Annotated in this window: 22 protein-coding genes; 8 read left to right on the top strand and 14 right to left on the bottom strand. The window is 63.4% G+C overall.

Annotation, left to right across the window (positions count from 1 at the left end; all coding sequences use genetic code 11):
• Positions 1-33: 33 nt before the first annotated feature.
• From spoT to M1D78_RS18895, 4 genes are all read right to left on the bottom strand, one after another.
• Complete coding sequence (gene spoT / locus M1D78_RS18910) at positions 34-2,142, bottom strand: bifunctional GTP diphosphokinase/guanosine-3',5'-bis pyrophosphate 3'-pyrophosphohydrolase (protein WP_437421499.1); 2,109 nt, start codon at positions 2,140-2,142, stop codon at positions 34-36.
• 61 nt (positions 2,143-2,203) lie between these two features.
• The gene (gene rpoZ, locus M1D78_RS18905; protein WP_243606830.1) at positions 2,204-2,467 is read right to left on the bottom strand and encodes a DNA-directed RNA polymerase subunit omega; all 264 of its coding nucleotides are present in this window, start codon (positions 2,465-2,467) and stop codon (positions 2,204-2,206) included.
• Positions 2,468-2,630: 163 nt separating this feature from the next.
• Positions 2,631-3,251, bottom strand: a complete 621-nt coding sequence (gene gmk / locus M1D78_RS18900; RefSeq protein ID WP_437421498.1) for a guanylate kinase — start codon at positions 3,249-3,251, stop codon at positions 2,631-2,633.
• 65 nt (positions 3,252-3,316) lie between these two features.
• Positions 3,317-4,180: a YicC/YloC family endoribonuclease gene (locus M1D78_RS18895; protein ID WP_437421497.1), complete on the bottom strand. Its 864-nt coding sequence runs from the start codon at positions 4,178-4,180 to the stop codon at positions 3,317-3,319.
• 177 nt (positions 4,181-4,357) lie between these two features.
• Between M1D78_RS18895 and rph the strand changes: the two genes are divergently transcribed.
• Both rph and M1D78_RS18885 read left to right on the top strand, forming a co-directional pair.
• Positions 4,358-5,080 carry a ribonuclease PH gene (gene rph / locus M1D78_RS18890; protein ID WP_437421496.1) on the top strand — a complete coding sequence of 241 codons (723 nt, stop codon included), beginning with the start codon at positions 4,358-4,360 and terminating at the stop codon, positions 5,078-5,080.
• A gap of 16 nt (positions 5,081-5,096) precedes the next feature.
• A complete protein-coding gene (locus tag M1D78_RS18885) occupies positions 5,097-5,465 on the top strand; it encodes a DUF4870 domain-containing protein (protein WP_437421495.1) in 369 nt (122 codons plus the stop codon).
• Between the two features lie 78 nt (positions 5,466-5,543).
• On the opposite strand, the gene M1D78_RS18880 is transcribed toward M1D78_RS18885, so the two are convergent.
• Positions 5,544-6,323, bottom strand: coding sequence for an exodeoxyribonuclease III (locus M1D78_RS18880; RefSeq protein WP_437421494.1), 780 nt, complete (start codon positions 6,321-6,323; stop codon positions 5,544-5,546).
• Between the two features lie 84 nt (positions 6,324-6,407).
• Here M1D78_RS18880 and pyrE point away from each other — a divergent pair, with 84 nt between their 5' ends.
• Together pyrE and M1D78_RS18870 are read left to right on the top strand one after the other, a co-directional pair.
• Entirely contained in the window at positions 6,408-7,049 is a 642-nt protein-coding gene (gene pyrE, locus M1D78_RS18875; protein ID WP_437421493.1) for an orotate phosphoribosyltransferase, read from the top strand.
• A gap of 316 nt (positions 7,050-7,365) precedes the next feature.
• On the top strand, positions 7,366-7,950 hold the full coding sequence (locus tag M1D78_RS18870; protein ID WP_437421492.1) for a DUF4124 domain-containing protein: 585 nt from the start codon (positions 7,366-7,368) through the stop codon (positions 7,948-7,950).
• Positions 7,951-8,025: 75 nt separating this feature from the next.
• On the opposite strand, the gene argB is transcribed toward M1D78_RS18870, so the two are convergent.
• From argB to coaBC, 4 genes are all read right to left on the bottom strand, one after another.
• Positions 8,026-8,937: an acetylglutamate kinase gene (argB, locus tag M1D78_RS18865; RefSeq protein ID WP_437421491.1), complete on the bottom strand. Its 912-nt coding sequence runs from the start codon at positions 8,935-8,937 to the stop codon at positions 8,026-8,028.
• Between the two features lie 15 nt (positions 8,938-8,952).
• Entirely contained in the window at positions 8,953-10,344 is a 1,392-nt protein-coding gene (gene algC / locus M1D78_RS18860; protein WP_437421975.1) for a phosphomannomutase/phosphoglucomutase, read from the bottom strand.
• 1,227 nt (positions 10,345-11,571) lie between these two features.
• The gene (gene dut / locus M1D78_RS18855; protein WP_437421490.1) at positions 11,572-12,027 is read right to left on the bottom strand and encodes a dUTP diphosphatase; all 456 of its coding nucleotides are present in this window, start codon (positions 12,025-12,027) and stop codon (positions 11,572-11,574) included.
• A gap of 63 nt (positions 12,028-12,090) precedes the next feature.
• Positions 12,091-13,299, bottom strand: coding sequence for a bifunctional phosphopantothenoylcysteine decarboxylase/phosphopantothenate--cysteine ligase CoaBC (gene coaBC / locus M1D78_RS18850; protein WP_437421489.1), 1,209 nt, complete (start codon positions 13,297-13,299; stop codon positions 12,091-12,093).
• Between the two features lie 119 nt (positions 13,300-13,418).
• On the opposite strand from coaBC, the gene radC reads away from it, so the two are divergent.
• Positions 13,419-14,093, top strand: coding sequence for a RadC family protein (radC, locus tag M1D78_RS18845; RefSeq protein ID WP_437421488.1), 675 nt, complete (start codon positions 13,419-13,421; stop codon positions 14,091-14,093).
• Positions 14,094-14,105: 12 nt separating this feature from the next.
• Here the strand turns inward: radC and M1D78_RS18840 are convergent, their stop codons facing one another.
• The gene (locus tag M1D78_RS18840; RefSeq protein WP_437421487.1) at positions 14,106-15,443 is read right to left on the bottom strand and encodes a hypothetical protein; all 1,338 of its coding nucleotides are present in this window, start codon (positions 15,441-15,443) and stop codon (positions 14,106-14,108) included.
• 209 nt (positions 15,444-15,652) lie between these two features.
• Here M1D78_RS18840 and M1D78_RS18835 point away from each other — a divergent pair, with 209 nt between their 5' ends.
• The 3 genes from M1D78_RS18835 to M1D78_RS18825 all read left to right on the top strand — a co-directional run bounded on the left by M1D78_RS18835 (position 15,653) and on the right by M1D78_RS18825 (position 19,509).
• Positions 15,653-17,170: a 3-hydroxyacyl-CoA dehydrogenase gene (locus M1D78_RS18835; protein ID WP_437421486.1), complete on the top strand. Its 1,518-nt coding sequence runs from the start codon at positions 15,653-15,655 to the stop codon at positions 17,168-17,170.
• Positions 17,171-17,310: 140 nt separating this feature from the next.
• Positions 17,311-18,876 carry a methyl-accepting chemotaxis protein gene (locus M1D78_RS18830; protein ID WP_437421485.1) on the top strand — a complete coding sequence of 522 codons (1,566 nt, stop codon included), beginning with the start codon at positions 17,311-17,313 and terminating at the stop codon, positions 18,874-18,876.
• A gap of 96 nt (positions 18,877-18,972) precedes the next feature.
• Positions 18,973-19,509 carry an Mpo1 family 2-hydroxy fatty acid dioxygenase gene (locus tag M1D78_RS18825; RefSeq protein WP_437421484.1) on the top strand — a complete coding sequence of 179 codons (537 nt, stop codon included), beginning with the start codon at positions 18,973-18,975 and terminating at the stop codon, positions 19,507-19,509.
• Here the strand turns inward: M1D78_RS18825 and M1D78_RS18820 are convergent, their stop codons facing one another.
• From M1D78_RS18820 to M1D78_RS18805, 4 genes are all read right to left on the bottom strand, one after another.
• Positions 19,510-20,256, bottom strand: a complete 747-nt coding sequence (locus M1D78_RS18820) for a hypothetical protein (RefSeq protein WP_437421483.1) — start codon at positions 20,254-20,256, stop codon at positions 19,510-19,512. It lies immediately after the preceding gene.
• A 175-nt stretch (positions 20,257-20,431) separates the two neighbouring features.
• A complete protein-coding gene (locus tag M1D78_RS18815) occupies positions 20,432-21,976 on the bottom strand; it encodes a phospholipase D family protein (protein WP_437421482.1) in 1,545 nt (514 codons plus the stop codon).
• A 63-nt stretch (positions 21,977-22,039) separates the two neighbouring features.
• A complete protein-coding gene (locus M1D78_RS18810; RefSeq protein ID WP_437421481.1) occupies positions 22,040-23,347 on the bottom strand; it encodes an NAD(P)/FAD-dependent oxidoreductase in 1,308 nt (435 codons plus the stop codon).
• 73 nt (positions 23,348-23,420) lie between these two features.
• Positions 23,421-23,909, bottom strand: coding sequence for an Lrp/AsnC ligand binding domain-containing protein (locus M1D78_RS18805; RefSeq protein WP_243606810.1), 489 nt, complete (start codon positions 23,907-23,909; stop codon positions 23,421-23,423).
• Positions 23,910-24,046: the final 137 nt, after the last annotated feature.

Below are 24,046 nucleotides of genomic sequence, written 5' to 3'. Positions count from 1 at the left end.
CCCGCCTCGAATCTTCGGCGCTTCGATCGGCTGTCAGGCCTTCACCCGTGTGATACGCGTGACGCCCTTTATGGTTCGCAGCTTTCTGATGACCCGGGCGAGGTGGACCCGGTCATGCACGCTGACGACCAGCTGGACAACGCTGATACGGCCGTCGCGCTCGTCCATGCCGATCTTCTCGATGTTGCCGTCGGCGGCGTTTACGCTGCCGGCGAGCAGGGCGATCAGGCCGCGCTGATGTTCCAGTTCGACGCGCAATTCGACGTTGAACTCGCCGGCGACGTCCTTGGACCAGGACAGTTGAATGCACTTGTCAGGGTTGTGCCGCACATCGGCGATATTGCGGCAGGTTTCCAGGTGCACGACCATGCCCTTGCCGGCCGAGAGGTGACCGACGATGGGGTCTCCGGGGATCGGGGTGCAGCATTTGGCATAATTGAGCACCAGGCCTTCGGTGCCGCGGATCGCCAGCGGTCCTTCAGCGGTGGGGGCCTGCTCGCCTTCACTGGCCACCAGGCGCCTGGCGATCACGTAGGCCATGCGGTTGCCGAGGCCGATGTCTTCGAGCAGGTCTTCGACGTAATCCATGTGGTACTCGTTGAGCACCGTGCGGATGCGTTCCTGCGAAATCTTCTCCAAGCTCGTCTCGAAACCGGTGAGCGCCTTGTTCAGCAGGCGTTCGCCCAGGTTGATCGATTCCGAGCGGCGTTGTTGCTTGAGCGCGTGGCGAATATGGGTGCGGGCCTTGCCGGTGACGACGAAGTTGAGCCAGGCGGGGTTCGGCCGGGCGCCTGGCGCGGTGACGATTTCTACCGTACTGCCGCTTTCCAGTGCTTGTGACAGCGGCGCCAGACGGCGATTGACGCGGCAGGCGATGCAGGTGTTGCCGACGTCGGTATGCACGGCGTAGGCGAAGTCCACCGCGGTCGAGCCCTTGGGCAGCTCCATGATGCTGCCCTTGGGTGTGAAGACGTAGACCTCGTCGGGGAACAGGTCGATCTTTACGCTTTCGATGAACTCCAGCGAATTGCCGGCGCGCTCCTGCAGTTCGAGCACGCCCTTGACCCATTGGCGCGCACGGGCGTGAGTGCCTTTGGGCGCCTCCTCGCCGTTGGATTTGTACAGCCAATGTGCGGCAATACCATTGTTGGCCATCTCTTCCATCTCGCGGGTGCGAATCTGGATCTCGATAGGCACGCCATGCATGCCAAACAGGGTGGTATGCAGCGATTGGTAGCCGTTGGCCTTGGGTATCGCAATGTAATCCTTGAAACGCCCGGGCAGCGGCTTGTAGAGGCTGTGTACGGCGCCGAGCACGCGATAGCAGGTGTCGACCTTGTCGACCACGATACGGAAGGCATAGACGTCCATGATCTCGTTGAACGCCTTGCGCTTGCCGCGCATCTTTTTGTAGATGCTGTAAAGGTGCTTTTCGCGGCCCACGACCTCGCCGCCGAGGCCCTCGCGTTCAAGGCAATGGATCAGCGACTGCTCGATCTTCTCGACGATTTCGTTGCGGTTGCCGCGCGCCCGGCGTACCGCGGCCCGAATCCGCTCGGAGCGCATCGGGTGCATCGCTTTGAAGCCCAGGTCTTCGAACTCGACGCGCATCGAGTGCATGCCCAGGCGGTTAGCGATGGGCGCATAGATTTCGAGGGTTTCCTTGGCAATACGCCGGCGCTTCTCGCCCGCGAGCACTTCAAGCGTGCGCATGTTATGCAGGCGGTCAGCGAGCTTGACGAGGATGACGCGGATGTCACGCGCCATGGCCATTGCCATCTTCTGGAAGTTCTCGGCCTGCGCTTCGGCCTTGGTCTCGAACTTCATCTGGGTGAGCTTGCTGACGCCATCGACCAGTTCGGCGACGGTTTCGCCGAACTGCGCGGTCAACGCTTCCTTGGCGATGCCGGTGTCCTCGATGACATCGTGCAGCATGGCGGCCATCAGGCTCTGATGGTCCATGTGCATGTCAGCAAGGATATTGGCTACCGCGAGGGGGTGGGTGACGTAGGCTTCACCGCTGCGTCGCCGCTGGCCGTCATGGGCCTGCTCGGCGTAGAAGTACGCACGGCGGACCAGGTTGACCTGTTCGGCGCCGAGGTAGGTCGACAGGCGATCGGCAAGCGCGTCTATGGCTGGCAAGGCAGTGCTCCTTGCCGGCATGACGGTTGGCGGGCGATTCGACGTCGACCTGGCATTCGTATCAGAGGGCCTCGTTGGGCTCTTCCTCGTATTGGATGAACAGCGGCTCGTCATCCACGACGTCATCCTGGGCGATGACGTCGTAGTCCACCAGGCCCGATGCGATCTCACGCAGCGCGACGACGGTGGGCTTGTCGTTTTCCCAGCCGACCTTCGGTTCCTTGCCACCGGTGGCCAGTTGGCGGGCGCGCTTGGTGGCGAGCATGACCAGCTCGAAGCGGTTATCTACGTTGTCCAAGCAGTCTTCGACGGTGACGCGGGCCATGGTCTTCCTCATCAATTGCGGTAAAGCATGCCCGAATGGGCGAGCGGACGGGATAGTCTAAAAAATCACCAGCCATTAGGGAAGCGGTAAAAGGCAAAAGCGGCCTTGCCCAAGGTGCTGGCCAATGATCGACGCGATTCGAGGTGGGCTATCGATCGCTGCGTTACGCGAGTAGCTGCTTGAGCAGCCCTTCGAAGCGCTGCTGCTGGGCGTCCTGCCGTAACTGATTGGCGCGAAAGATCGCCTGCAGGTCAATCAATGCATGGGCAAAATCGTCGTTGATGACGAGGTAGTCGTATTCAACGTAATGGGTCATCTCGCTAACCGCTTCACGCATCCGCTTTTCGATCACATCGTCGCTGTCCTGGCCGCGGTTGGTCAGGCGCTGGCGGAGCGCTTCCTGTGTCGGCGGCAGGATGAAGATCGACTTGGCTTGTGGCATCAGTCTGCGCACCTGCTGCGCGCCCTGCCAGTCAATCTCCAAGATCAGGTCGAAGCCTTCATCCAACGTTTGCTCGACCCAGCGCTGCGAAGTGCCATAGAGGTTGTCGAATACTTCGGCATGTTCGAGGAATTCGTTCTGCGCAAGGCGTTCGAGAAAGGCGTCGCGAGTGACGAAATGGTAGTTGACGCCATCCACCTCGCCCGGTCGCATCGGGCGTGTCGTGTGCGAGACCGATACCTTGACCTGCGGCTGGGCATCGAGCAGTGCCTTGACCAGGCTGGTCTTGCCGGCCCCGGAGGGCGCGGAAATGATGTAGAGCGTACCGGTGGAGGCTGACATGAGTTTTCTGGACCTGTGACTGGAAATTAGGCAGCGATAGGTGCTGCTTTCATCGACTGCATTCGCTATTCGATGTTCTGGACCTGTTCGCGCATCTGCTCGATCAGCACCTTGAGAGTCACTGCCGCCTGGGTGCTGCGGGTGTCGATCGCCTTGGAGCCGAGGGTATTCGCTTCGCGGTTGAGTTCCTGCATGAGGAAGTCGAGCCTGCGCCCCGCTGCGCCACCGGATTGTAGGACGCGGCGCACTTCGCTCACGTGGGTCGCGAGCCGGTCGAGCTCCTCGGTGACATCGCTTTTCTGCGCAAGCAGCGCCAGCTCCTGCTCGAGCCGCTGGGGGTCGAGCTCGACGCGCATCTCGGCGCAACGATCAAGCATCTTTTGCCGCTGGGCGGCGAGCATCTGCGGGACGAGGCCGCGCAACGTCGTGGTTTCTTGAGTGATGGCATCCAGCCGGTCGTTGATCAGGCGTGCCAACTCTTCCCCCTCACGCTGGCGCCCGGTCTTAAGCTCCGCTAGCGCCTTGTCGAAGAGTTGCAGCGCCGCTTTGCCGAGCGCCTGCGGGTCAGCCGCGTCGCCGACGATGACTCCAGGCCAGGCAAGGACGTCCAGCGGGTTGATCGGGGCGGGGCGCTCGATCAAGCGGGCCACTGCTTCGGCGGCTGCGATCAGGGTCTTGGCGCGGGATTCGTCGACCTGCATCGAACGACCTGCGGCGTCTTCTGCGTAGCGCAAGGTACATTCGACCTTGCCACGCGAGAGGCCTTTGCGAAGCGCGTCGCGCACGGCGCCTTCCAGGTCGCGAAAGGCTTCCGGTAGCCGAAGGTGCGGCTCCAGGTAACGGTGATTCACCGAGCGGATCTCCCAGCTGAGAGTGCCGTGGTCGCCGGCCAATTCGGCACGGGCGAAGGCGGTCATGCTGTGGATCATGGGTAACCCTCGGGATTTAAAGGTCGGAGATTGTAAAGGAAAACGGGCCTCCTTGGCGCCCGGTGAGGGGTGCGCGTCCCGTCGCCCGGTGCAAGCGATTCCCTGCCGACGACCCCTATTCACTTTGCAGGGCCCTATAATGCCGCCACTCATACCGCAAAGAAGCAGGAACCCTCCATGAAGCGTCCCAGTGGCCGCGCCGCCGATCAGCTGCGTCAGATTCGTATCACCCGCAATTACACCCGGCATGCAGAAGGCTCGGTATTGGTCGAGTTCGGTGATACCAAGGTGATTTGCACGGCAAGTATCGAAAATGGTGTGCCGCGCTTCCTCAAAGGGCAGGGACAGGGCTGGCTCACCGCCGAATACGGCATGCTGCCTCGCGCCACTGGCGAGCGTAATCAGCGTGAGGCCAGTCGAGGCAAGCAGGGCGGCCGGACTCTGGAAATCCAGCGTTTGATTGGTCGTTCGCTTCGGGCTTCGCTGGACATGAGCAAGTTGGGCGAGAACACGCTGTACATCGATTGCGATGTGATCCAGGCCGATGGCGGGACGCGCACCGCGTCGATTACCGGTGCGATGGTTGCCCTGGCGGATGCGCTGAAAGTCCTGAAGAAGCGCGGCGGCTTGAAGAGTGGCGACCCGCTCAAGCAGATGGTCGCGGCGGTGTCGGTGGGCATCTACCAGGGCGAGCCCGTGTTAGACCTGGATTATCTCGAGGACTCGGCAGCCGAGACCGACCTGAACGTGGTGATGACGAGTACCGGTGGTTTCATCGAGGTTCAGGGCACGGCCGAGGGTGCGCCGTTTCAGCCCGCCGAGCTCAATGCCATGCTTGCGCTGGCGCAGTCGGGAATGCAGGAACTGTTCGCCCTGCAGCTCGCGGCGCTGGCGGACTGATCCAGAGGGTATTGCCATGTCCGATCAGGAGTTGATGCCGTTGCCGTCGCCTAAGGCGCGGCAGTGGGCCATGTTCTGTCACTACTCGTCGTTCTGCTGGTTCCTGGTGCCGATGATTGGCAACGTGCTGGGCCCGCTGATCGTCTGGCAACTTAAGAAGGATATGGACCCATTCGTCGACGAGCAGGGCAAGGAGGCGCTCAACTTCCAGATCACCTTCAGCATCCTGCTGATGGTATGCGGCGTATTGGCGTGGATCCTGATCGGGTTCCCGCTGATGGCGCTGATAAGCGTCGTGGCGCTGGTGCTGGTGGTGATCGCCGGCATCCGCGCCAATGAAGGCAAGCCGTACCGCTATCCATTCTGCTGGCGAATCGTTAAGTAGCCGTGAGCCAGGGGCTGATGTTGGCCCGTTGCCTGGTTTGCCCAGGCTCGGGCTGGCTAAGCTGCGTTCAACGAAAGGTCAAAGACTCAGCGTCCAGTCATAGTCGACTACCAGCGGTGCATGCTGGGAGAAACGCGGCTGGCGAGGCAGGCGAGCGTTGCGCACGAAGCGGCGCATGCCGGAGGTGAGGATCTGGTAGTCGAAGCGCCAGCCGAGGTTGAGCATCTGGGCCTGTTCGGTGTCTGGCCACCAGCTATACAGATCGCCTTCGCGGGAAACCTCCCGCAACGCATCGATGTATCCCATGTTGCCAAAGATTTCGTCGAGCCAGGCCCGTTCCGGCGCGAGAAAGCCTGTCGCCTGCTGGCAATCGCGCCAGTTCTTCACGTCGAGCTTTTGGTGGGCCACATAAAGCGATCCGCAATAAATATATTCGCGGCGCTTGCGCCGTTGTTTGTCGAGGTAATGGGCGAAATCGTCCATGAACTTGAATTTTTGGTTCAGCTCTTCGTCGCCGCCGCGACCGCTAGGCAGCAGTAGGCTGGCGATGCTGACCTTGTCGAAGTCGGCCTGTAGATAACGGCCGTAGCGGTCGGCGGTTTCGAAGCCGAGGCTCATGATCACGGCTTTGGGTTGTAGGCGGGAGTAGAGCGCGACGCCACCCTGTTCCGGAATTTCCGCATCGACGGCATAGAGAAAATAGCCGTCGAGCTGGTAGGCCGGGTCGTCAAGTTCGATTACGGAGGCGCGGGTATCCTGCAGACAGATGACATCGGCATTCTGCGCTTGCAGCCAGCTGAGTAAGCCTCGCTGTGCTGCCGCTTGAATACCATTCACATTGACGCTGATGATCCGCATAAATGGCCCCTAAAAACACGTGCGTGTATGATAACCCAAGCTCTTTGCAATTAGCTAAATCAGTGTCTTCCGGGAATATCCTTCATGCAGGCGTACCAGCGCGATTTCATTCGCTTCGCCATCGAGCGCGGTGTCCTGCGCTTCGGTGAGTTCACCCTGAAATCGGGTCGCACCAGCCCCTATTTTTTCAATGCCGGCTTGTTCAATTCCGGGACCGCCCTGGCGCAACTGGGCCGATTCTATGCGGCGGCTGTGGTGGACAGCGGGATTGAGTTCGACGTCCTATTCGGGCCGGCGTACAAGGGGATACCCTTGGCGAGCGCGACGGCGATTTCGCTGGCCGAGCACCATCAACGTGACGTGCCCTGGTGTTTCAACCGCAAGGAGGCGAAGGATCATGGTGAGGGCGGCACCTTGGTCGGCGCCCCGCTCGACGGTCGCGTGCTGATCGTCGATGACGTCATTACTGCGGGCACTGCGATCCGCGAGGTGATGCAGATCATCGAAAATCAATCGGCCAAGGCAGCCGGCGTGCTGATCGCGCTCAATCGGCAGGAGCGTGGCCAGGGGGAGCTTTCTGCGATCCAGGAAGTGGAGCGAGATTACGGTATTCCGGTGGTGAGCATCGTCTCGCTCGCGCAAGTGCTTGAGTTTCTAGCAGGCGACGTGCAACTGAAGCAGCACTTGCCTGCCGTAGAAGCCTATCGGGACCGCTTCGGCATTTAGCCCCGATTGCCGTTTGTGACCGGGGTCTAAGTTGACCTGCAGCTTTCGTCAGCAACTGACGTTTTGTGACGCTTTGCATGTTTGTGTGGTGGCACTTCGATGGCTTTCGTTGCGGATTATGGTCAGCTGCGTTGGCCGCTGCGCTCGTATCGATCAGCGTCGCCGAGGTCTGGCGAGAAGTCGAAGCCTCCTATCGCCACGGTTGGTGTGCTTCTTGCTCACCGCTGTGATGGGCTTGTATAAGCTGAGCCCACAACGACAAGCAGGCGTGTCCAATGGCCCGTCTTGGGCTGGTGGAATACGGAAGAGGCGGAAAATGCAGTTAGGGAGCCGGATGGTGTTGCTGTTGAGCTTGCTGGGTGCCGTCCAGGCGCATGCTGAGCTCTACCGTTATGTCGATGATAAGGGCGTCACCGTGCTGGACCGTCACGGCGTGCCGCCGCAATTCATTGGGAAGGGCTATGAGGTCCTGAACGATCAGGGCCGGGTCACCCGTGTGGTACCGCCGGCGCCCACCGCCCAGGAGCGCAAGCGCATGCTCGAAGCGAAGGAGCGCGCCGGCTCCGATGCGCGGCTACTGCGTCTGTATGCCAGTGTCGAGGATGTCGAGCGTGCCAAGGCGCGCAAGCTGTCGGAGCTCGACAGTGTTATCGGCATTACCCGTGGCAACCTGCAGTCGCTGCGCACCCAGCAGGCCAACCTGCAGAGCCAGGCTGCCAACCACGAGCGCGCTGGTCGGCCAGTTCCGGATCCATTGCTGAAGCAGATCGATAACCTGAGCCGAGAGCAGGCCAGCTTGCAGCGAGACGTCGCGCGCTATCGGCAGGCTCGCAAGCAGGCTGAAGTGAGCTTCACCCAAGAACGTGCCCGCGTAGCGGAGCTGCTTGGCGACGCCCGATAGTGGTTATCCAGGCAAGAAAAAGCCCGGCTTCTCGATGAGAGCCGGGCTTTTTCTTGCGCGACGTTCTTTAAGCGATCAATGACCCGTGTGCTTGCGGTTGGTGATCAGCGTCCCGACGCCGATATCGGTGAAAATCTCCAGCAGGACGGCATTCGGTACGCGGCCGTCGATGATGTGGGCGCTGTGAACGCCGCCTTGCACCGCCTCTAGGGCGCAGCGAATCTTTGGCAGCATGCCGCCATAGATGGTGCCGTCGGCGATCAACTCGTCCACTTGGGCGGTGGTCAGGCCAGTCAGCACCTGGCCTTGCTTGTCCATCAGCCCGGCAATGTTGGTCAACAGCATCAGCTTTTCCGATTTCAAGGCTTCGGCGACCTTGCCGGCGACCAGGTCAGCGTTGATGTTGTACGACTCGCCGTCCGGGCCCACGCCAATGGGCGCAATCACCGGGATGAAGTTGCCGCGCACCAGCATTTCCAGCAGCTCGGTGTTGACGCCGGTAACCTCGCCGACCTGGCCGATGTCGATGATCTCGGGTGAGGTCATTTCCGGTGTCTGGCGAGTGGCTTTGAGCTTCTTGGCGCGGATGAGCTTGGCATCCTTGCCGGTCAAGCCAATGGCTGCGCCGCCGTGCTGGTTGATCAGGCTGACAATGCTCTTGTTGACCTGCCCCCCAAGCACCATCTCCACCACATCCATGGTCTGGCTGTCGGTAACCCGCATGCCGTCGATGAATTGACTTTCGATATTGAGCCGCTTCAGCAGATCACCGATTTGTGGCCCACCGCCGTGCACCACCACTGGATTGATCCCCACCGCCTTCATCAACACGATGTCGCGCGCGAAACCAGTCTTCAGTTCCTCGCTTTCCATCGCGTTGCCGCCGTACTTGATGACCAGCGTCTTGCCGACGAATCGACGGATATAGGGCAGCGCTTCGGACAGAACCTGAGCGAATTGGGTGGCGGCTTCACGGCTGAGGGTCATGCAGGGCTCCGCAGGTCAGAACGGCAGGGTGAGATCAGGCGCGACAGTATAAAGCTGTGCACGGAAGACTTCCTGTATGCGCTTGAGTTCTTCTTCGCTTTCGGCTTCGAACCGCAGGACCAGGACCGGCGTGGTGTTCGAGGCGCGCACCAGACCCCAGCCCTTCGGGTAGTCGACCCGTACGCCGTCAAGCGTGGTGATATTCGCCTCGCCCCAGTGAGCGTCGCGATGCAGGGCCTCGATGATGGTGAACTTGCTTTCCTCGGTGACCTTGATGTTGATCTCCGGCGTGGAGATGTCGTTGGGGAACGAGGCGAACACCTGCTCGGCATTGCGCTTGTCCTGGCTGAGGATCTCCAGTAGGCGTACCGCGCTGTAGATGCCGTCGTCGAAGCCGTACCAGCGCTCCTTGAAAAACACATGGCCGCTCATCTCGCCGGCCAGCAATGCGCCGGTTTCCTTCATTTTCTTTTTGATCAGCGAGTGGCCTGTCTTCCACATGACCGGGCGACCACCGTAGCCGCTGATCAGAGGGGTCAGGCGGCGGGTACATTTGACGTCGAAGATGATGTCGGCGCCCGGATTGCGCGACACCACATCTTTGGCAAAGAGCATCAACAGGCGATCCGGGAATACCACGGTCCCGGCGTTGGTCACGACGCCCACGCGGTCACCGTCGCCGTCGAAAGCCAGGCCCAGGTCGGCATTTTCCGCCTTCACCTTGGCGATCAGGTCTTCAAGATTCTCCAGCTTGCCCGGATCCGGGTGGTGGTTCGGGAAGTGCCCGTCAACGTCGCAGAACAGCGGGATGACCTTGCAGTCGAGGGCTTCGATCAATTGCGGTGCAATCACGCCGGCGACGCCATTGCCGCAGTCGACGACGACTTTCATCGGTTTGGCCAGCGCGATGTCGTCACGAATGCGCTTGAAGTAGCTTTGCAGCACGTCGACCTGTTCGGCCTGGCCGACGCCTTCGCTGAGGTTGCCAGTCTCGATCCGCTCGCGCAGAGCCTGAATCTGCTCGTTGGCGATCGTGTCGCCGGCGATGACGATCTTGAAACCGTTGTAATCCGGCGGGTTGTGGCTGCCGGTGAGCATGACGCCGGATTTGCCGGCCAGGACATTGGCGGCGTAATAGAGCACAGGGGTCGGCACCATGCCGACATCGCTGACAGTGCAACCGCTGTCCACCAAGCCCTGAATCAGGTGCTCGACCAGCGTCGGACCGGAGAGGCGACCGTCGCGACCGACCGAAACGTTCGGTTCGCCCTTGGCCAGGCTCTCGGAACCGACGGCGCGACCGATCCAGTACGCGGCCTCGTTGGTCAGGGTGTCGCCGACGACGCCACGGATGTCGTAGGCGCGGAAAATGCTCGCGGGCAATTGCGGGGCTTTGGGGGCGCTCATTGCGGTTTCTCGCTCCTTGGTGTCGAGGCCAAGCCAGTCCTGGTCCTCGTCGAGAATGTCGATGTCGAGAATATCGGTGTCCTGAAACAAGGGGTCGACGTACTCGGTGGATGGGGCTTGCCGGGGGCCGGGCTGTGGTGCAGCCGGGGCTTTGGCCGGTGCCGCTCCGGCGGTGCGGGGTGGCAGACGGGCCAGACTCTTGGCCAGCGCATCGAGCGCCGGCAGGCTCAAGGTCGGTGTTTTGATGGCCTTGCCGTTGGAGAGTTCCTGCACCATCTGTCCCAAGTGGATAACGTCCTCGCGCAGCTTTCGCTGTTGCGCGCTGAGCGCCATCTGCAGGCCGAGCAGCAAGCCACCGAGCGCGAGAAGCGCCGCCGCCAACAGGAACAGGGGTGATGGCGAGGCGGCACTCAGCTGCGAGCCAGGCAGGAACGTGAGCGTCCAGTTCGGGTTACCGCTGGGTAGCTTGATTGCCAGGTCTTCGCGCCCGCTACCGCCACGCTGTGCAAGTTGTTGCAGCGGCGCGTTGGCGAATTGCTGGGTGAGGCGTAATTGGCCTGCCTCGGCGGGAAGTGCCGGAAGGGTGGCCAGCAAGCGGTCAAGGGTTGTGACCAAGAGCAGCGAGCCGATGGCCGGCTGCTGCGGATCGGGACGCAGCGCGACCGCGCTGTAAAGCAACCAGGTATTACCGACCTTGAAGGCTTCCGGCGCGGGCGCCTGGCCGCTTTCGGCACGCTGCAGCAGGTCGAGCGCGGCGAAGTTCAAGGGGCCCGGGCGGCCTGTGTCCTGCCGAGCCTGGCCGCGCAAGCTGAGGTGGGCGTCGACCACGCCATCGCGGTAACCAAGCGCCTGCTCAGCCGCGCGAACCTGGCTAGGCGAGTCGCTGCGCAGTGCCTGTATCAGCTCGGGTGCGCTCGCTGCCGCACGGGTGTCGGCCGCCAGTTGGAGAAGCGCTTGGGCGAGGCCGGAGGCCTGGCTTTGCCCCCAGACCTGGGTCAGCTGGTAGTCCGCTTCTTTCTGGCTCGTTTGTTGTGCGAACCAGAGCAGGGCGCCGGCGGCCACCAGGCCGATCAGCCCGGGCAGCAGTCCCGGCATCAAGGGTGCGAGGCTGCCGCTGCGGCGGGGCGCGCGGGTGGCCTCGGTGGGGTTGAGTACACCTGAATCCTTGGCGGAGCGCTTGAAGAGTTTCATGGGGCTCGGTTCATCCTTAATGGGCGAGAGGTGGGCTCAGTGACTGCCGGAGTGGCCGAAGCCTCCCGCACCACGGTCGCTGCTGTCGAATTCGCTTACCAGCTCGAATTGCGCCTGGATCACCGGCACCAGCATCAGCTGAGCGATGCGCTCGCCTACGGCGATGGTGAAGCTGGTCTGCCCACGGTTCCAGCACGACACCATTAGCTCGCCTTGGTAGTCCGAATCGATCAGCCCGACCAGGTTGCCGAGCACGATGCCGTGCTTGTGACCCAGCCCCGAGCGCGGTAGTACCAGAGCGGCGAGGGTTGGGTCGCCGATGTGGATGCTCAGGCCGGTCGGGATCAGCAGGGTCTGCCCGGGTTCGATTACGTGGTCCTGCTGCAGCATGGCGCGCAGGTCCAGCCCGGCGGAACCGCTCGTCGCATACGCGGGCAGAGGGAAGTCGCGGCCTAGGCGCGGGTCGAGGACTTTCGCTTGGAGCTTATGCATGGTCTGGCCTGTTCGAGGTCGATGGGGCGGCGTTAGCGTTAGCGTTGTCGTTGTCGTTGGCGCTCAGTGCTGGTGGTAGCGGTCGGCGATGAAGCCGATCAGCTGGCGGGCAATGTGCCCCTTGCTGGCCTGGCTGAAACGCGTTTCGTGTTGCTGGCGGTCGATCACCGTAACGGCATTTTCTTCGCTGTTGAAGCCGATGCTGGGGTTGGCCACGTCGTTCGCCACGATCAGGTCGAGATTCTTGTCACGCAGCTTTCGCGTGGCATATTCGAGCAGATTTTCCGTCTCGGCAGCGAAGCCGACGCTGAAGGGGCGGTCATCCCGGCTGGCCAGGGTGGCGAGGATGTCCGGGTTGCGCACCATTTGCAGTAGCAGACCGTCGCCGTTGGTGGGGTCCTTCTTGAGTTTGTGCGGTGCGATCACTTCCGGCCGATAGTCGGCGACGGCGGCGGCGGCGATGAACAGATCGCAGGGCATCGCGGCTTCGCAGGCGGCGAGCATGTCGCGCGCGCTGACCACGTCGATGCGCTGGACCCGATCCGGTGTAGGCAGGAATACCGGGCCGGCGACCAGCGTCACGCGTGCGCCAGCCTCCGCAGCCGCCTCGGCCAGCGCGAAGCCCATCTTTCCGGAGCTGTGATTGGTGATGTAGCGCACCGGGTCGATGTTTTCCTGGGTGGGCCCGGCGGTAATCAACAGGTGCCTGCCCGTTAGCAGATCACGTTCGAAGCAGTCAGCTGCCGCTTGCGCCAGGTCGTTCGGTTCGAGCATGCGGCCGAGGCCGACATCGCCACAGGCTTGACTGCCGGAGGCTGGCCCGAACAGGCGAATGCCGCGTTGCTGCAGTAGGGTGCGATTGGCCTGGGTCGCTGGATCGGCCCACATCGCCTGGTTCATCGCCGGCGCGAGGGCTACGGGAGCATGGGTGGCAAGCACCAGCGTGGTGAGCAGGTCGTTGGCCACGCCCTGGGCCAGGCGTGCCATGAGATCGGCCGTGGCCGGTGCAACCAGCACCAGATCAGCCCAACGTGCCAGTTCGATGTGGCCCATGGCCGCTTCGGCGGCCGGGTCGAGCAGGTCAAGGTGGACGGGGTGGCCGGACAGCGCCTGGAGCGTCAGCGGGGTAATGAATTCGCGGCCCCCGCTGGTCATAACGACGCGTACCTCGGCGCCGTGATCGCGGAGCCGGCGCACCAGCTCGGCACTCTTATAGGCCGCAATGCCGCCGCCTACACCCAGCACGATGCGTTTCCGATAAAGCCGCTGCATAGGCCTGCCTTTTTACGGTGAGAACTGGTTCCGGCGAGCGCCGGTTGCCGTCGATAAAAGGCCGCTAAGATAGCACAGCGCCCCCACAGGACGAGGGGCAGGCTCGACAGGGAGACGACATGAGCATAAGGGACTGGCCTGCGGCGGAACGCCCGCGGGAAAAGCTGCTTGAACAGGGGGCGGCGGTGTTATCCGACGCCGAACTGTTGGCGATATTTCTACGGACTGGCGTGTCCGGCAAGAGCGCGGTAGACCTCGCCCGGCACCTGCTTGCCGAGTTCGGCAGCCTGCGTGCGTTGTTGGAAAGCGACCTCGCCGCGTTCAGCCAGCACCTAGGGTTGGGGCCAGCCAAGTTTGCCCAGCTGCAGGCCGTGCTGGAGATGGGCCGTCGGCACCTGGCCGAGCGCATCCGCCGCGATTCCGCACTGGAAAGCCCGCAGGCCGTGCGGGATTACCTCAAAGCCCGCCTTCGCCACGAGCCGCATGAGCTCTTTGCCTGTCTCTTTCTCGATTCCAAGCACCGGGTGTTGGCATTCGAAGTGCTCTTTCACGGCACCATCGATGGCGCCAGTGTCTATCCGCGGCAGGTGGTGAAACGAGCGCTGGCGCAGAACGCGGCGGCGGTCATCCTGACGCATAACCACCCTTCGGGTGTCGCCGAGCCGAGTCAGGCCGATCGCCATCTGACTCGGCGGCTGACCGATGCGCTGGCGCTGGTCGATGTACGTGTGTTGGATCATTTCATCGTGGGAGACGGCGAGCCGCTGTCGATGGCCGAGCACGGCTGGATGTAGCCCTGCCAATGCTCAAGCCAGCAGCGGGATGAGCAGCAGCGGCGTCAGCACGGCCAGGACGAAACGGCCGTTCCAGCCAAATGCGATGCGCCATGGTGACAACTGCGCATGGCGCGCCAGCAGAAGCGCCGACGGCCCATAGGGCGACAGCAGCATCGCCAGTGAGAAGCCAAACAGCAGCGCGACGGCAGGCTGAATGATTGCGATGCCTTGGCTCGCGAGCTGGGCCAAGAGCGCCGCGCACAGGTTGAGGGAAATGATCGGGGCGACGCCGACTAGAGCCAGCACCATGACCCCGATCGCACCGAGTGCGCCGAGCCCGAACAGGGCCAAGGGTGCTGACCCGATGTGATCGGCCAGGTGATGCACTGGCAACACGGCGGCCACCAGCCCGGCAAGCAGGGCCGAACTGGCGAAGATGAAGGTCTCGTTGCGCATGCCGAGCAGCGTGTCCCGGATTTCGAGTGCCACCGGGCGTGCTGCCGTGCCTTGCCAGAGCAGGATCACCACGACTGCCAGGGGCACCAGCAGCATCGCTGCCTGGGTCGCTGACAACCAGGTCGTGGCGGCCAGCGCCGCGATCGCCAGGATGCCAGCCAGGCTGCCTATGATCAGCCCGCTGAACCTTGCCGGCGCCAGCTGGCCTGCAGGCGCAACCGCCGTCTGCTCGGCGATCTGGCGCAAGCGGCGATTCTCTGCAGGCCAGCCGACCAGCAATAGGCACAAGCCGCCGAGCAGGCCGAACGGCAGCAACATGCTCCAGCTCAGGCCGGGCAATTCACGGGTGAGAATGGCGACTGCGACACTGGTCGGCGCCAGCAGCGGGACCAGGGCGAAACCCCGTAGCGCCGCCACCATCACCCCGCGCTGACCTTCACGACGTTGCGCCTCGGTGTAGCCCCCCTGCCTGAGGTGTGAATCCAGCGAACCGCAGACGAGATTGAGCATGCCGAAGCTCAGGATCGAGCTGATCGCGAAGGTGCTGGCAAGGTATGACGGGTATAGCCAGGCTCGCGGCCCGGACAGCAAGAGCCGGTGCAGCGCCCCGAGCTGATGCAGGCGCCTGACAAGGCAGTGCATCAAGCCAAGTGCGCCGATGAACGCCGCGTAATAGGCCGCGGATGCCAGCATCCGCGCCGCCTGCTCAAGATTCGCGGCCCCACTGGCGAGCCAGTAGCCCAGCAACGCCAGCGTGACCAGACCAAGCCGACGTGGATACGGCATCAATGAGCGCCAATGCCAGAGGAAAAAAACGGCCAGCAACACACCGCTGGCCACGCTCAGCGGTTGCCAGCGGGTTAGCAGACCCAGCAATTCCAGCACGAGGGCCAAGGGCAGCAGTCCGGTCATGTCGGAAGTTCAGGTCCGAGCATGGTGGACTGACAGATGGGCAAGCGCAGCAACTGGGCAGCTTGCAGCGAGGCGGGAAGGTCGATCGGTGCGGGCATCGAGGGACGTCGCGGATGGGTTGCGGATTAGACTGGCAGTCTTTAGTCTCTCGGTCAAATCAAGTGGAACGTTGTTTCGCTAAGCGAAACACAAGGCGGCCGGAGGTGGACATGGATCATTGCATAGGCATCATCGGTGCCGGCGCGATGGGGCGGGGCATCGCGCAGCTGTTCGCGAGCGCCGGCCATCGGGTGTTGCTTCACGACAGCCGCGCCGAGGCGATCGATCAGGCGCTGCAATTCAATCGCGAGCTTCTCGAACGTAGCGTGGCGAAAGGCCGGCTGACCGTCGATGCGTTGAATGCCGCGATGGAGCGCATGCAGCCGGCGTATCGCCTGGCCGACCTCTCCGGCTGCGACGTGTTGATCGAGGCGATCGTCGAGAGGCTCGAGGTCAAGCAGCAGTTGTTCGCCGAGCTGGAAGGCTTGGTGGCACAGGATGCAATTCTCGCGACCAATACCTCGTCGCTCTCGGTGACCCGGATCGCCAGTGCCTGTCAGCACCCGGGGCGCGTCGCCGGGTATCATTTCTTCAATCCGGTACCCCTGATGAAGCTGGTCGAGGTCGTCCGCGGCGAGCGTACCGACGCCGCCGTGATCGATCGCCTGGCGCGATTGGCCGAGCAAGCCGGCCACTTTCCCGCCGTGACGCCAGACACCCCCGGCTTTCTCGTCAACCACGCAGGGCGCGCTTATGGGACCGAGGCCCAGCGTATCCTCGCCGAGGGCATCGCAACGCCCGAGCAGACCGACCGTATCCTGCGCGACGGGCCGGGCTTTCGCATGGGGCCTTTCGAGCTATTCGACCTGACCGGACTGGACATTTCGCACGCGGTGATGGAGTCGGTGCACGACCAGTTCTACCAGGACCCGCGCTATACGCCCTCGTATCTCGCGGCACAGCGCGTCGCCGCCGGGCTGCTCGGGCGAAAGACGGGGCAAGGCTTCTATCGCTACGAGAACGGCCAGCAGATCCGCAGCCCTGAGCCTCAGCATGAACCGGTCGTGCTTGATCGCCCTTTTTGGCTCGACAGCTCCGACCCGGTACTACGCGGTCGAATCGGCGACCTGCTGCGGCAGGCTGGGGTCGCGCTGGAAAACGGCCGCGACCCGTCCAGCGATGCGATTTGCTTGATCACTCCGCTCGGTGAAGACGCGAGCCAGTGCGTGGCCCGGCTCGGTCTGCCGGGCGAGCGAACCTTGGCGCTGGACAGTTTCAGTGACCTGGACAAGCGCCGTGTCCTGATGCGCCAACCAGCACTCGAGCCGCGGTTCGAAGCGCAGGCGCGCCAGGCGCTGGGCGTCGACGGTGTGCCGGTGGAGGTGATCAACGATTCGCCCGGCTTCGTCAGCCAGCGGATCATCGCCAGCATCGTCAACTTGGGTTGCGAGATTGCCCAAAAGGGCATCGCCGACATGCAGACGCTTGATCGCGCCGTGCAGATCGCTTTGGGTTATCCGCTGGGGCCGCTCGGGTTCGCCGAACGCTTCGAGCCGGCGCGCATACTGGCCGTTCTCGAAGGCATGCAGCGCTGCTACGGGTACGAACCGCGCTACCGTCCTAGCCCCTGGCTGCGCCGCCGCGTACAGCTCGGGCTGCCGTTGGATATGCCGGACCGGCCCGGATAGTCGCGCACGGCTAAAGGTCCGCTTCCCGCAGCCGCTAAGCTGGTGAACCTGTCTGGCTGCCCTGCGACCAATGGACGGCTGCTGCCGTCGGGAAGTGGTGCTACAAGACGACCTTCACCGACGACAACAAGAGGCCATCCATGCGCCCTTCCTTTCGCCGTCATCCAGGCGCTTGCCTGTTGCATGCAAGCGCCCTGTTCATGCTCATGCTGGCCCATGCCTGGCTGGAGATGCCCCTCTACTTGACCGCGTGCCTGCTTCTGCTGGCAGCGCTCGTGCCGTGGCTTGGGCCCTGGCGGGCGTTGCCGCAGGCGTCGGCCGAGGCTGGCGCGCCGGAGAGTTTCGCCGACCTGAGCCGTAGCCTGTCGCGCCACACCTGTCACAACGCCCTGTCTGCTGCGCAGGTCTCCTTTAGTGCCGAGCAACTGGCGGCACGGTTGAAGTCACAGTTGACGGCGATCAGTGAGATTGCCGGTGGCGCGCAAGCCATGACCGAGACGGAACAGCACAGCGCAGACCGTGCGCGGCATGCCCTCGACGCCGCCCAGGCCGTGCGTGCCAGCAGCGACACCGGCCGCGCCGAGCTGCTGCGCGCCATCGAGCGGATGCAGCAGCTGAGTGCGCAGACGCAGTCCAGCCGGGCGTTGCTGGATGGGCTGTCGGCCCGCACCGAAGAGATCCGCCAGATCACCGATGTGATCCAGTCCATCGCCAGCCAGACCAACCTGCTCGCCCTCAACGCCGCCATCGAGGCGGCGCGGGCGGGCGAGGCGGGGCGCGGCTTTGCCGTTGTGGCCGATGAGGTCCGCAACCTCGCCGGGCGCACGAGCAGCGCGACGGAAGAAGTAGGGCGGATGGTCAGCGACATTCGCGAGCAGAGCCAGGCGGTGGTCAGCTACATCCATCGCCAGGCAGAGGCGCTCGACGAGGCGGCGCAACAGATTGCAGCCACCGGCAGCCAGCTGACCGGCATCGCCGAACTCGCTGGTGACGTCGAGTCGCAGGTCGCCGATATCACCGCCGGGACCGCCAGCAACCACGAACGGCTGGCGCAGCAGTTCGTGGCGATCGAGCAACTGCGCAGCGACGCATTGGACAGCGAGGCGCAGACTCGCCAACTCGAGCAGGCGGCGGAAACCCTTGTCGGCCAGGCCGAGGCCGTCAGCGAGCAGCTCGCAGAGGTGCAGCTCGACGATTATCACCAGCGTGTCTTCGACCTGGCGCGTGACGGCGCGGCAGCCATCGCGGCGCGCTTCGAGGCGGACCTGGACGCCGGCCGGCTGACCGTCGAGGACCTGTTCGACCGCAACTACCAGGCTCAGCCTGGCACCGACCCGGTGCGCTACCACACCCGCTTCGACCGTTATGCCGATCAGGTGCTGCCGGACATTCAGGAACCGCTGCTCGGGCGAAACGAGGCGCTGGTCTATGCCATCGCCACCACCCCGGACGGCTATGTGCCGACGCACAACCGCGCCTTCAGTCAGCCCCCAACGGGCGATCCGGCGGTCGATCGGGTCCGCAGCCGCAGCAAACGCCTATTCAACGACCGCACCGGCCGGCGCTGCGGCAGCCATGAGCGCAAGGTGCTGCTGCAGACCTACAGCCGCGACACCGGCGAGCTGATGCACGACATCTCTGTGCCCATCATTGTGCGCGGGCGGCATTGGGGCGGGTTGCGCCTGGGCTACCGCCCCGAGCCCTGACATGGCGCAAGCGCCCTGTCATTTGGCCGGGCGCGGCGATGGCCAGCTGGGTGCGGCTGGCTACACTCGATGGCAGGCCAACCGGAGTGCGCCCCCATGAAGACTCTTACCGACCACCTTGCGCAGTACGCCGCCTACCATCGGGATCCGCGCAATCTATTCAGCCATTTCATCGGCATTCCGATGATCGTGCTCGCGGTGGCGATTTTGCTGTCCAGACCTGGCGCCGATCTGCTCGGCTTCTGGTTCAGCCCGGCAGTAATGGTGTCGGGGCTGGCGGTTCTCTTCTATCTGCGGCTGGATCTGCGCTATGCCGTGCTCATGGCGCTCGTGCTGGCGCTGTTTGTCTGGGTGGGTGCCGGGTTGGCGCAGAAGCCGACAGCTGTCTGGTTCGGGGCGGGACTGGGACTGTTCCTGGTCGGCTGGGCGATCCAGTTCGTCGGGCATTACTACGAGGGCCGCAAGCCGGCATTCGTAGACGACCTGACCGGGCTGATCATCGGACCGCTGTTCGTCGCTGCCGAATTAGGATTCATGCTGGGCCTGAGGGAGCCGTTGCGCCACGCCATCGAAGCACGGGTCGGGCCGGCGCGGATGCGCCAGCGCCCGCTTGGACCCGACCCTCAGCGATGATCAACGAGCCAGCGCCATCCACTGTTCACTGAGGCCCCGCGCGTGGCGGTCGACCATGATCGGGGCGAAAGGGCGGCCGGATGCGGTGTTGAAGCTGTTGTTGCCGCTGTTCATGTCTTCCAGGGCGACCTTGAGAAAGCCCCAGCGGGCCTTGAGTTTGGCGACCGCAGGATCGGCTTTTCCGTCGAGCTCGGCCAATTGCGCATCGATGGCCGGCACCAGGCGCCGCTCGTCCTGGCCCAGATAGGTTTCGGGCTGCTCCCGCGCGGTTTCGAACGAGCCGACATAGGCTCGGCTGAGGTATTGCACAGTCAGGTACTCGACCTTGGCCGGCAGCTCAGCATGTGCATCGGCACCTTGTTGGCTGCGCACGGCTGTCAGGAAGTCGCGCAGCGCCTTGCTCATCTGCAGCGTCCAGCCCCAGGGCACGTCATCTTCTTCGCGGCCGAAGCCGGCGCCTTCGCGCAGGATGGCCTGTAGCGCCTGGTGACGTTCGACGAGTTCGCCATTGGCGCCAGGGAAGGCCACGATAGCGGCGGACAAGGCTTGCAGGTCCTGCTCCATGCGCGCCAGGTGCGCCTTCTGGAAACCTTCACCGCGGTATAGCAACAAGCTGCTGGTAGCGCGATTGGCGTGAATCTGCATGCTTTCGAGTGCGGTGAACGATTGGGCCTGTGCCGGGTTGATCAGCGCGGGAATGCAGCCAATCAGCAGCGTCACCATCCATATCCATTTGCGATGATGCATGTCGTGCTCCTTTTTATTCTTATAGAGCCGGTGCCGGTGGCCGGCATCACCGCTCCAGCCTAGTCAGTCGCGGTGGGCGAGCTATCACACCAAAGAATGAAATCAGGCGAAACGGCGGTTCACCGGCCTATCTTGGCCAAAGCGTCACGAAACCAAGGCTGGCGTTGGCGGTCGCTCAGAGCATTCGCTCAAGGCCGATTACCCGGCTGATCCACGCATTGAACCGGCGCCAGGCGCCACCCGGCTCACGGGTCAGCACGTGCTGCCGGCCTTCATCCTCGGCGATCCAGATCAGCTGTCGGTTACCCTCGTCGCCGGCCAGGCGTACCTCGTAGCTGACGGCCGGCGAGGTGCCTTCGAAGGTGAGCCGCTGGACCTCGCGGGCCAATTCCGGGCTGTCGACGAGGATGCCCACCTCGGTGTTCCAGAGAATCGAGCGTGGATCGAAGTTCAGCGAGCCGAGAAAGACCTGCTGCTGATCGAACACAGCGGCCTTGCTGTGCAGGCTCGATTCGGAACTACCGCTCAGGTTGTAGGAGGTTTCCTGGTCCGGCTGTCGGCGCAGTTCGAACAGCCGGACCCCGGCCTCGAGCAACGGTTTGCGGTAGGGCGCGTACCCGCCATGCACGACGGGCACGTCGGTGGCCTCCAGTGAGTTGGTCAGCACGCGGACGGCGACACCCTTTTCCGCGTGCCCAGCGAGATAGGCAACGCCCGTTTCAGTTGGAACGAAATAGGCCGAGATCAGTGTCATCTCGTGCTCGACCGCATCCATGTGCGGCTGCAGGCGGGTGGTCAGTAGGAGCTTTTCATCCGGCACACCCGGGGAGATGACCTTGTCGGGGTGATCCCAGAGGGCCTCGGCAGGCGCCCAGGTCAGATCGTCGAACCAGTCGTCCAGATTCAGGTGCTGCGGTTCAGCCATCAATTGGCGGTAACGCGCCGTGTCGCGTTGGCGCTGGTCGTCGAGATAGGCGGTTAGCCCTCGGCGCACTTCGTCCAGGTCTTGCGCTGTGGGCGGCCGGCTGAGGAAGTGCTGAATCGGCACGCTGAGCCTGTGGTTCCAGTACTCGTCGAAGCTGGTGCCCAGTTGCCGGGCGACCGGGCCGGCGGCCATCAGGTCGATATCGGTGAAGTTGAGCCCTGGCTTGGCATCGAAGTATTCGTCGCCAAGATTGCGCCCGCCGACGATCGCCAGGCTTGTGTCGGCAAGCATCAGCTTGTTGTGCATGCGCCGATGCTGCAGCGAAAGATGCAGCAGGCGACCGAGCGAACGGGTGACGATGTTGCTGCGCCCGACGCGCAATGGATTGAACACCCGGACGTGGATGTTCGGGTGCGCGGCGAGTGTGGCGATCTGGTAGTCGTTACCGTCGCTGGTGGTGTCATCGAGCAGCAGCCTGACCCTGACGCCACGGTCCGCGGCGCGGATCATCTCGTCCACCAGCGCCCGGGTGCTTAGCCCGTCATGGACGATGTAGTACTGCACATCCAAGCTCGTCTGGGCGCGGCGGATCATCTTTATTCGCGCAGCGAAGGCATCGGCGCTCGAGGGCAGCAGCCGAAAGCCCGACTGGCCCTTGGGCTGCTGCGCGGCGAGGTCATCGAGGTGGTCAGCGAGAGTGGAAGCAGTCGCCGGCAGCGCGTAGGACAGCGGTGCCGGTGGGAGCTGCCCGGCGCAGCCCGACAGCAACAGTACTGCGATCAGCAGCAGGCGCATGTGCACGTTGACTCCGTTTCTGCCCAGGTTCCTGGCAATTGGACGTCAACGCAGCGGCGGAATTCAGAACAGGTCCTTGAGCCGATACCAGAGCATGCCCAGCGCCAGCAGCGGTGAGCGCAGCCGTTGGCCACCGGGGAACGTGGGGTGTGGCACCTTGGCGAAGAGGTCGAAACGGCCCTGCGCCTGGCCGCTGATGGCTTCGGCCAGGAGCCGCCCGGCCAGGTGCGTGGCGTTCAGTCCGTGGCCCGAATACGCCTGGCCGTAGTAAACGTTCGGTTGATCGGCGAGGCGCCCGATCTGTGGCAGACGGTTGGCGCCGATGCCGATCATTCCGCCCCATTGGTACTCGATGCGGGTGCCCTGCAGTTGCGGGAAAACACTGAGCATCTTCGGCTGCATGTAGGCGCCGATGTCCTTTGGGTCTCGCCCTGAATAATGGCAGGCGCCGCCGAACAGGAGCCGGCCATCGGCGGACAGGCGGAAGTAGTCCAACGCCACGCGCTGGTCGCAGACCGCGGCGTTGGCGGGCAGCAAGTCGCGTTGCAGCGACTCGGACAGCGGCTCGGTGGCGATGATGTAGCTACCGGCCGGCAGCACCTTGCCCGCCAGCGATGGGTTGAGGTCGCCCAGATAGGCGTTGCATGCCAGCACCAGATGCCGTGCGCGCACGGCCCCGTGGCTTGAGTGCACCCGGACCTCATCTCCGTACTCGATGCGCATTGCCGGTGACTGCTCGAACACTTGCACGCCAAGGGATCGAGCGGCTGCCGCCTCGCCGAGAGCGAGGTTGAGCGGATGCAGATGGCCGGACCCCATGTCCAGCAGGCCGCCGAGGTAACGGTCGGAGCGGATGATCTCGTGTAGGCCAGCGCGGTCGATGCGGCGCAGCGGGTGACGGTAGCCCAGACGCTGCAGATCGGCATGATCTTCGTCGAACGCGACAAGATGGCGGGGCTTGGTTGCGAGGTCGCAGTAGCCCCAGGTCAGGTCGCAGTCGATGCCGTAGCGCTCGATCCGCTCGCGGACGATCTCTACCGCCTCGAAGCCCATGCGCTTGAGTTCGTCGACCCCAGCCTCGCCGATCACCGGGGCGAACTGTTCGACATCATGGCCAACGCCACGGATCAATTGCCCGCCATTGCGCCCGCTGGCGCCCCAGCCGATTCGCCGGGCTTCGAGCAGCGCCACGGTTAATCCGCGTTCGGCCAGTTCGATCGCCGTATTCAAGCCCGTAAAGCCGCCTCCGACGATGCAGACATCGACCTGCAACTCGCCTTCAAGGCGCGGCAGGTCCAGCGAACGATTCGGCGTGGCGGCGTAATAAGAGGGCGCGTGGGCGTCGCGAGCGGTGGCGGATTGCCGGGTCATGAGCGGGCCTTCGGATGCAGTCGATCCCGCAAGAGTAGTGCGAGCAGGCCGGGCGACGCAAAACGGATCCCGCTCAGTCGGGCACGGGAAGCTCGAGTGATTCCTTCACTTCTTCCATGACGATGTAGCTCTTCGATTCGCGCACGTGCGGCAGCTTGAGCAGGATGTCGCCAAGCAGTTTTCGGTACGAGGCCATCTCGGAAATGCGCGCCTTGATCAGGTAGTCGAAGTCTCCGGAAACCAGGTGGCACTCCAGCACATGCGGCAGCTTGAGCACGGCGCGGCGGAATTCTTCGAAGATGTCGCCGGATTTGTAGGCGAGGCTGATCTCCACGAAAACCAATAGGCCTCCTTTCAAATGCTGCGGATTGAGCCGCGCGGTATAGCCCATGATGATGCCCTCGCGCTCCAGCCGCCGGACGCGCTCGGTGCACGGCGTGGTCGACAGGCCAATGCGTTCGCCGAGTTCGGTGAAAGGCATGCGTCCCTCGGCTTGCAGTAGGCGAAGGATCTGCCGGTCTATCTTGTCCAGTTCGCGTCGGCTCTGATGCTTGGTTCTCATAGGCGTATCGACTCCACGAAAGCCGTTTCCAGCGTGAATAATTCGCAAATATAGCGCGCTATATAGCGAAATCCACTGCTGGCCTCTTTCTATACTCCGCTCAACAGTGACTTCAAGAAGCCCGGCAGCGAACGGGT

It is taken from the genome of Pseudomonas sp. SA195 (assembly GCF_054131565.1).
Note: the sequence above shows the minus strand (reverse complement) of the source record. Positions and strands in the feature narration are given on the sequence as shown.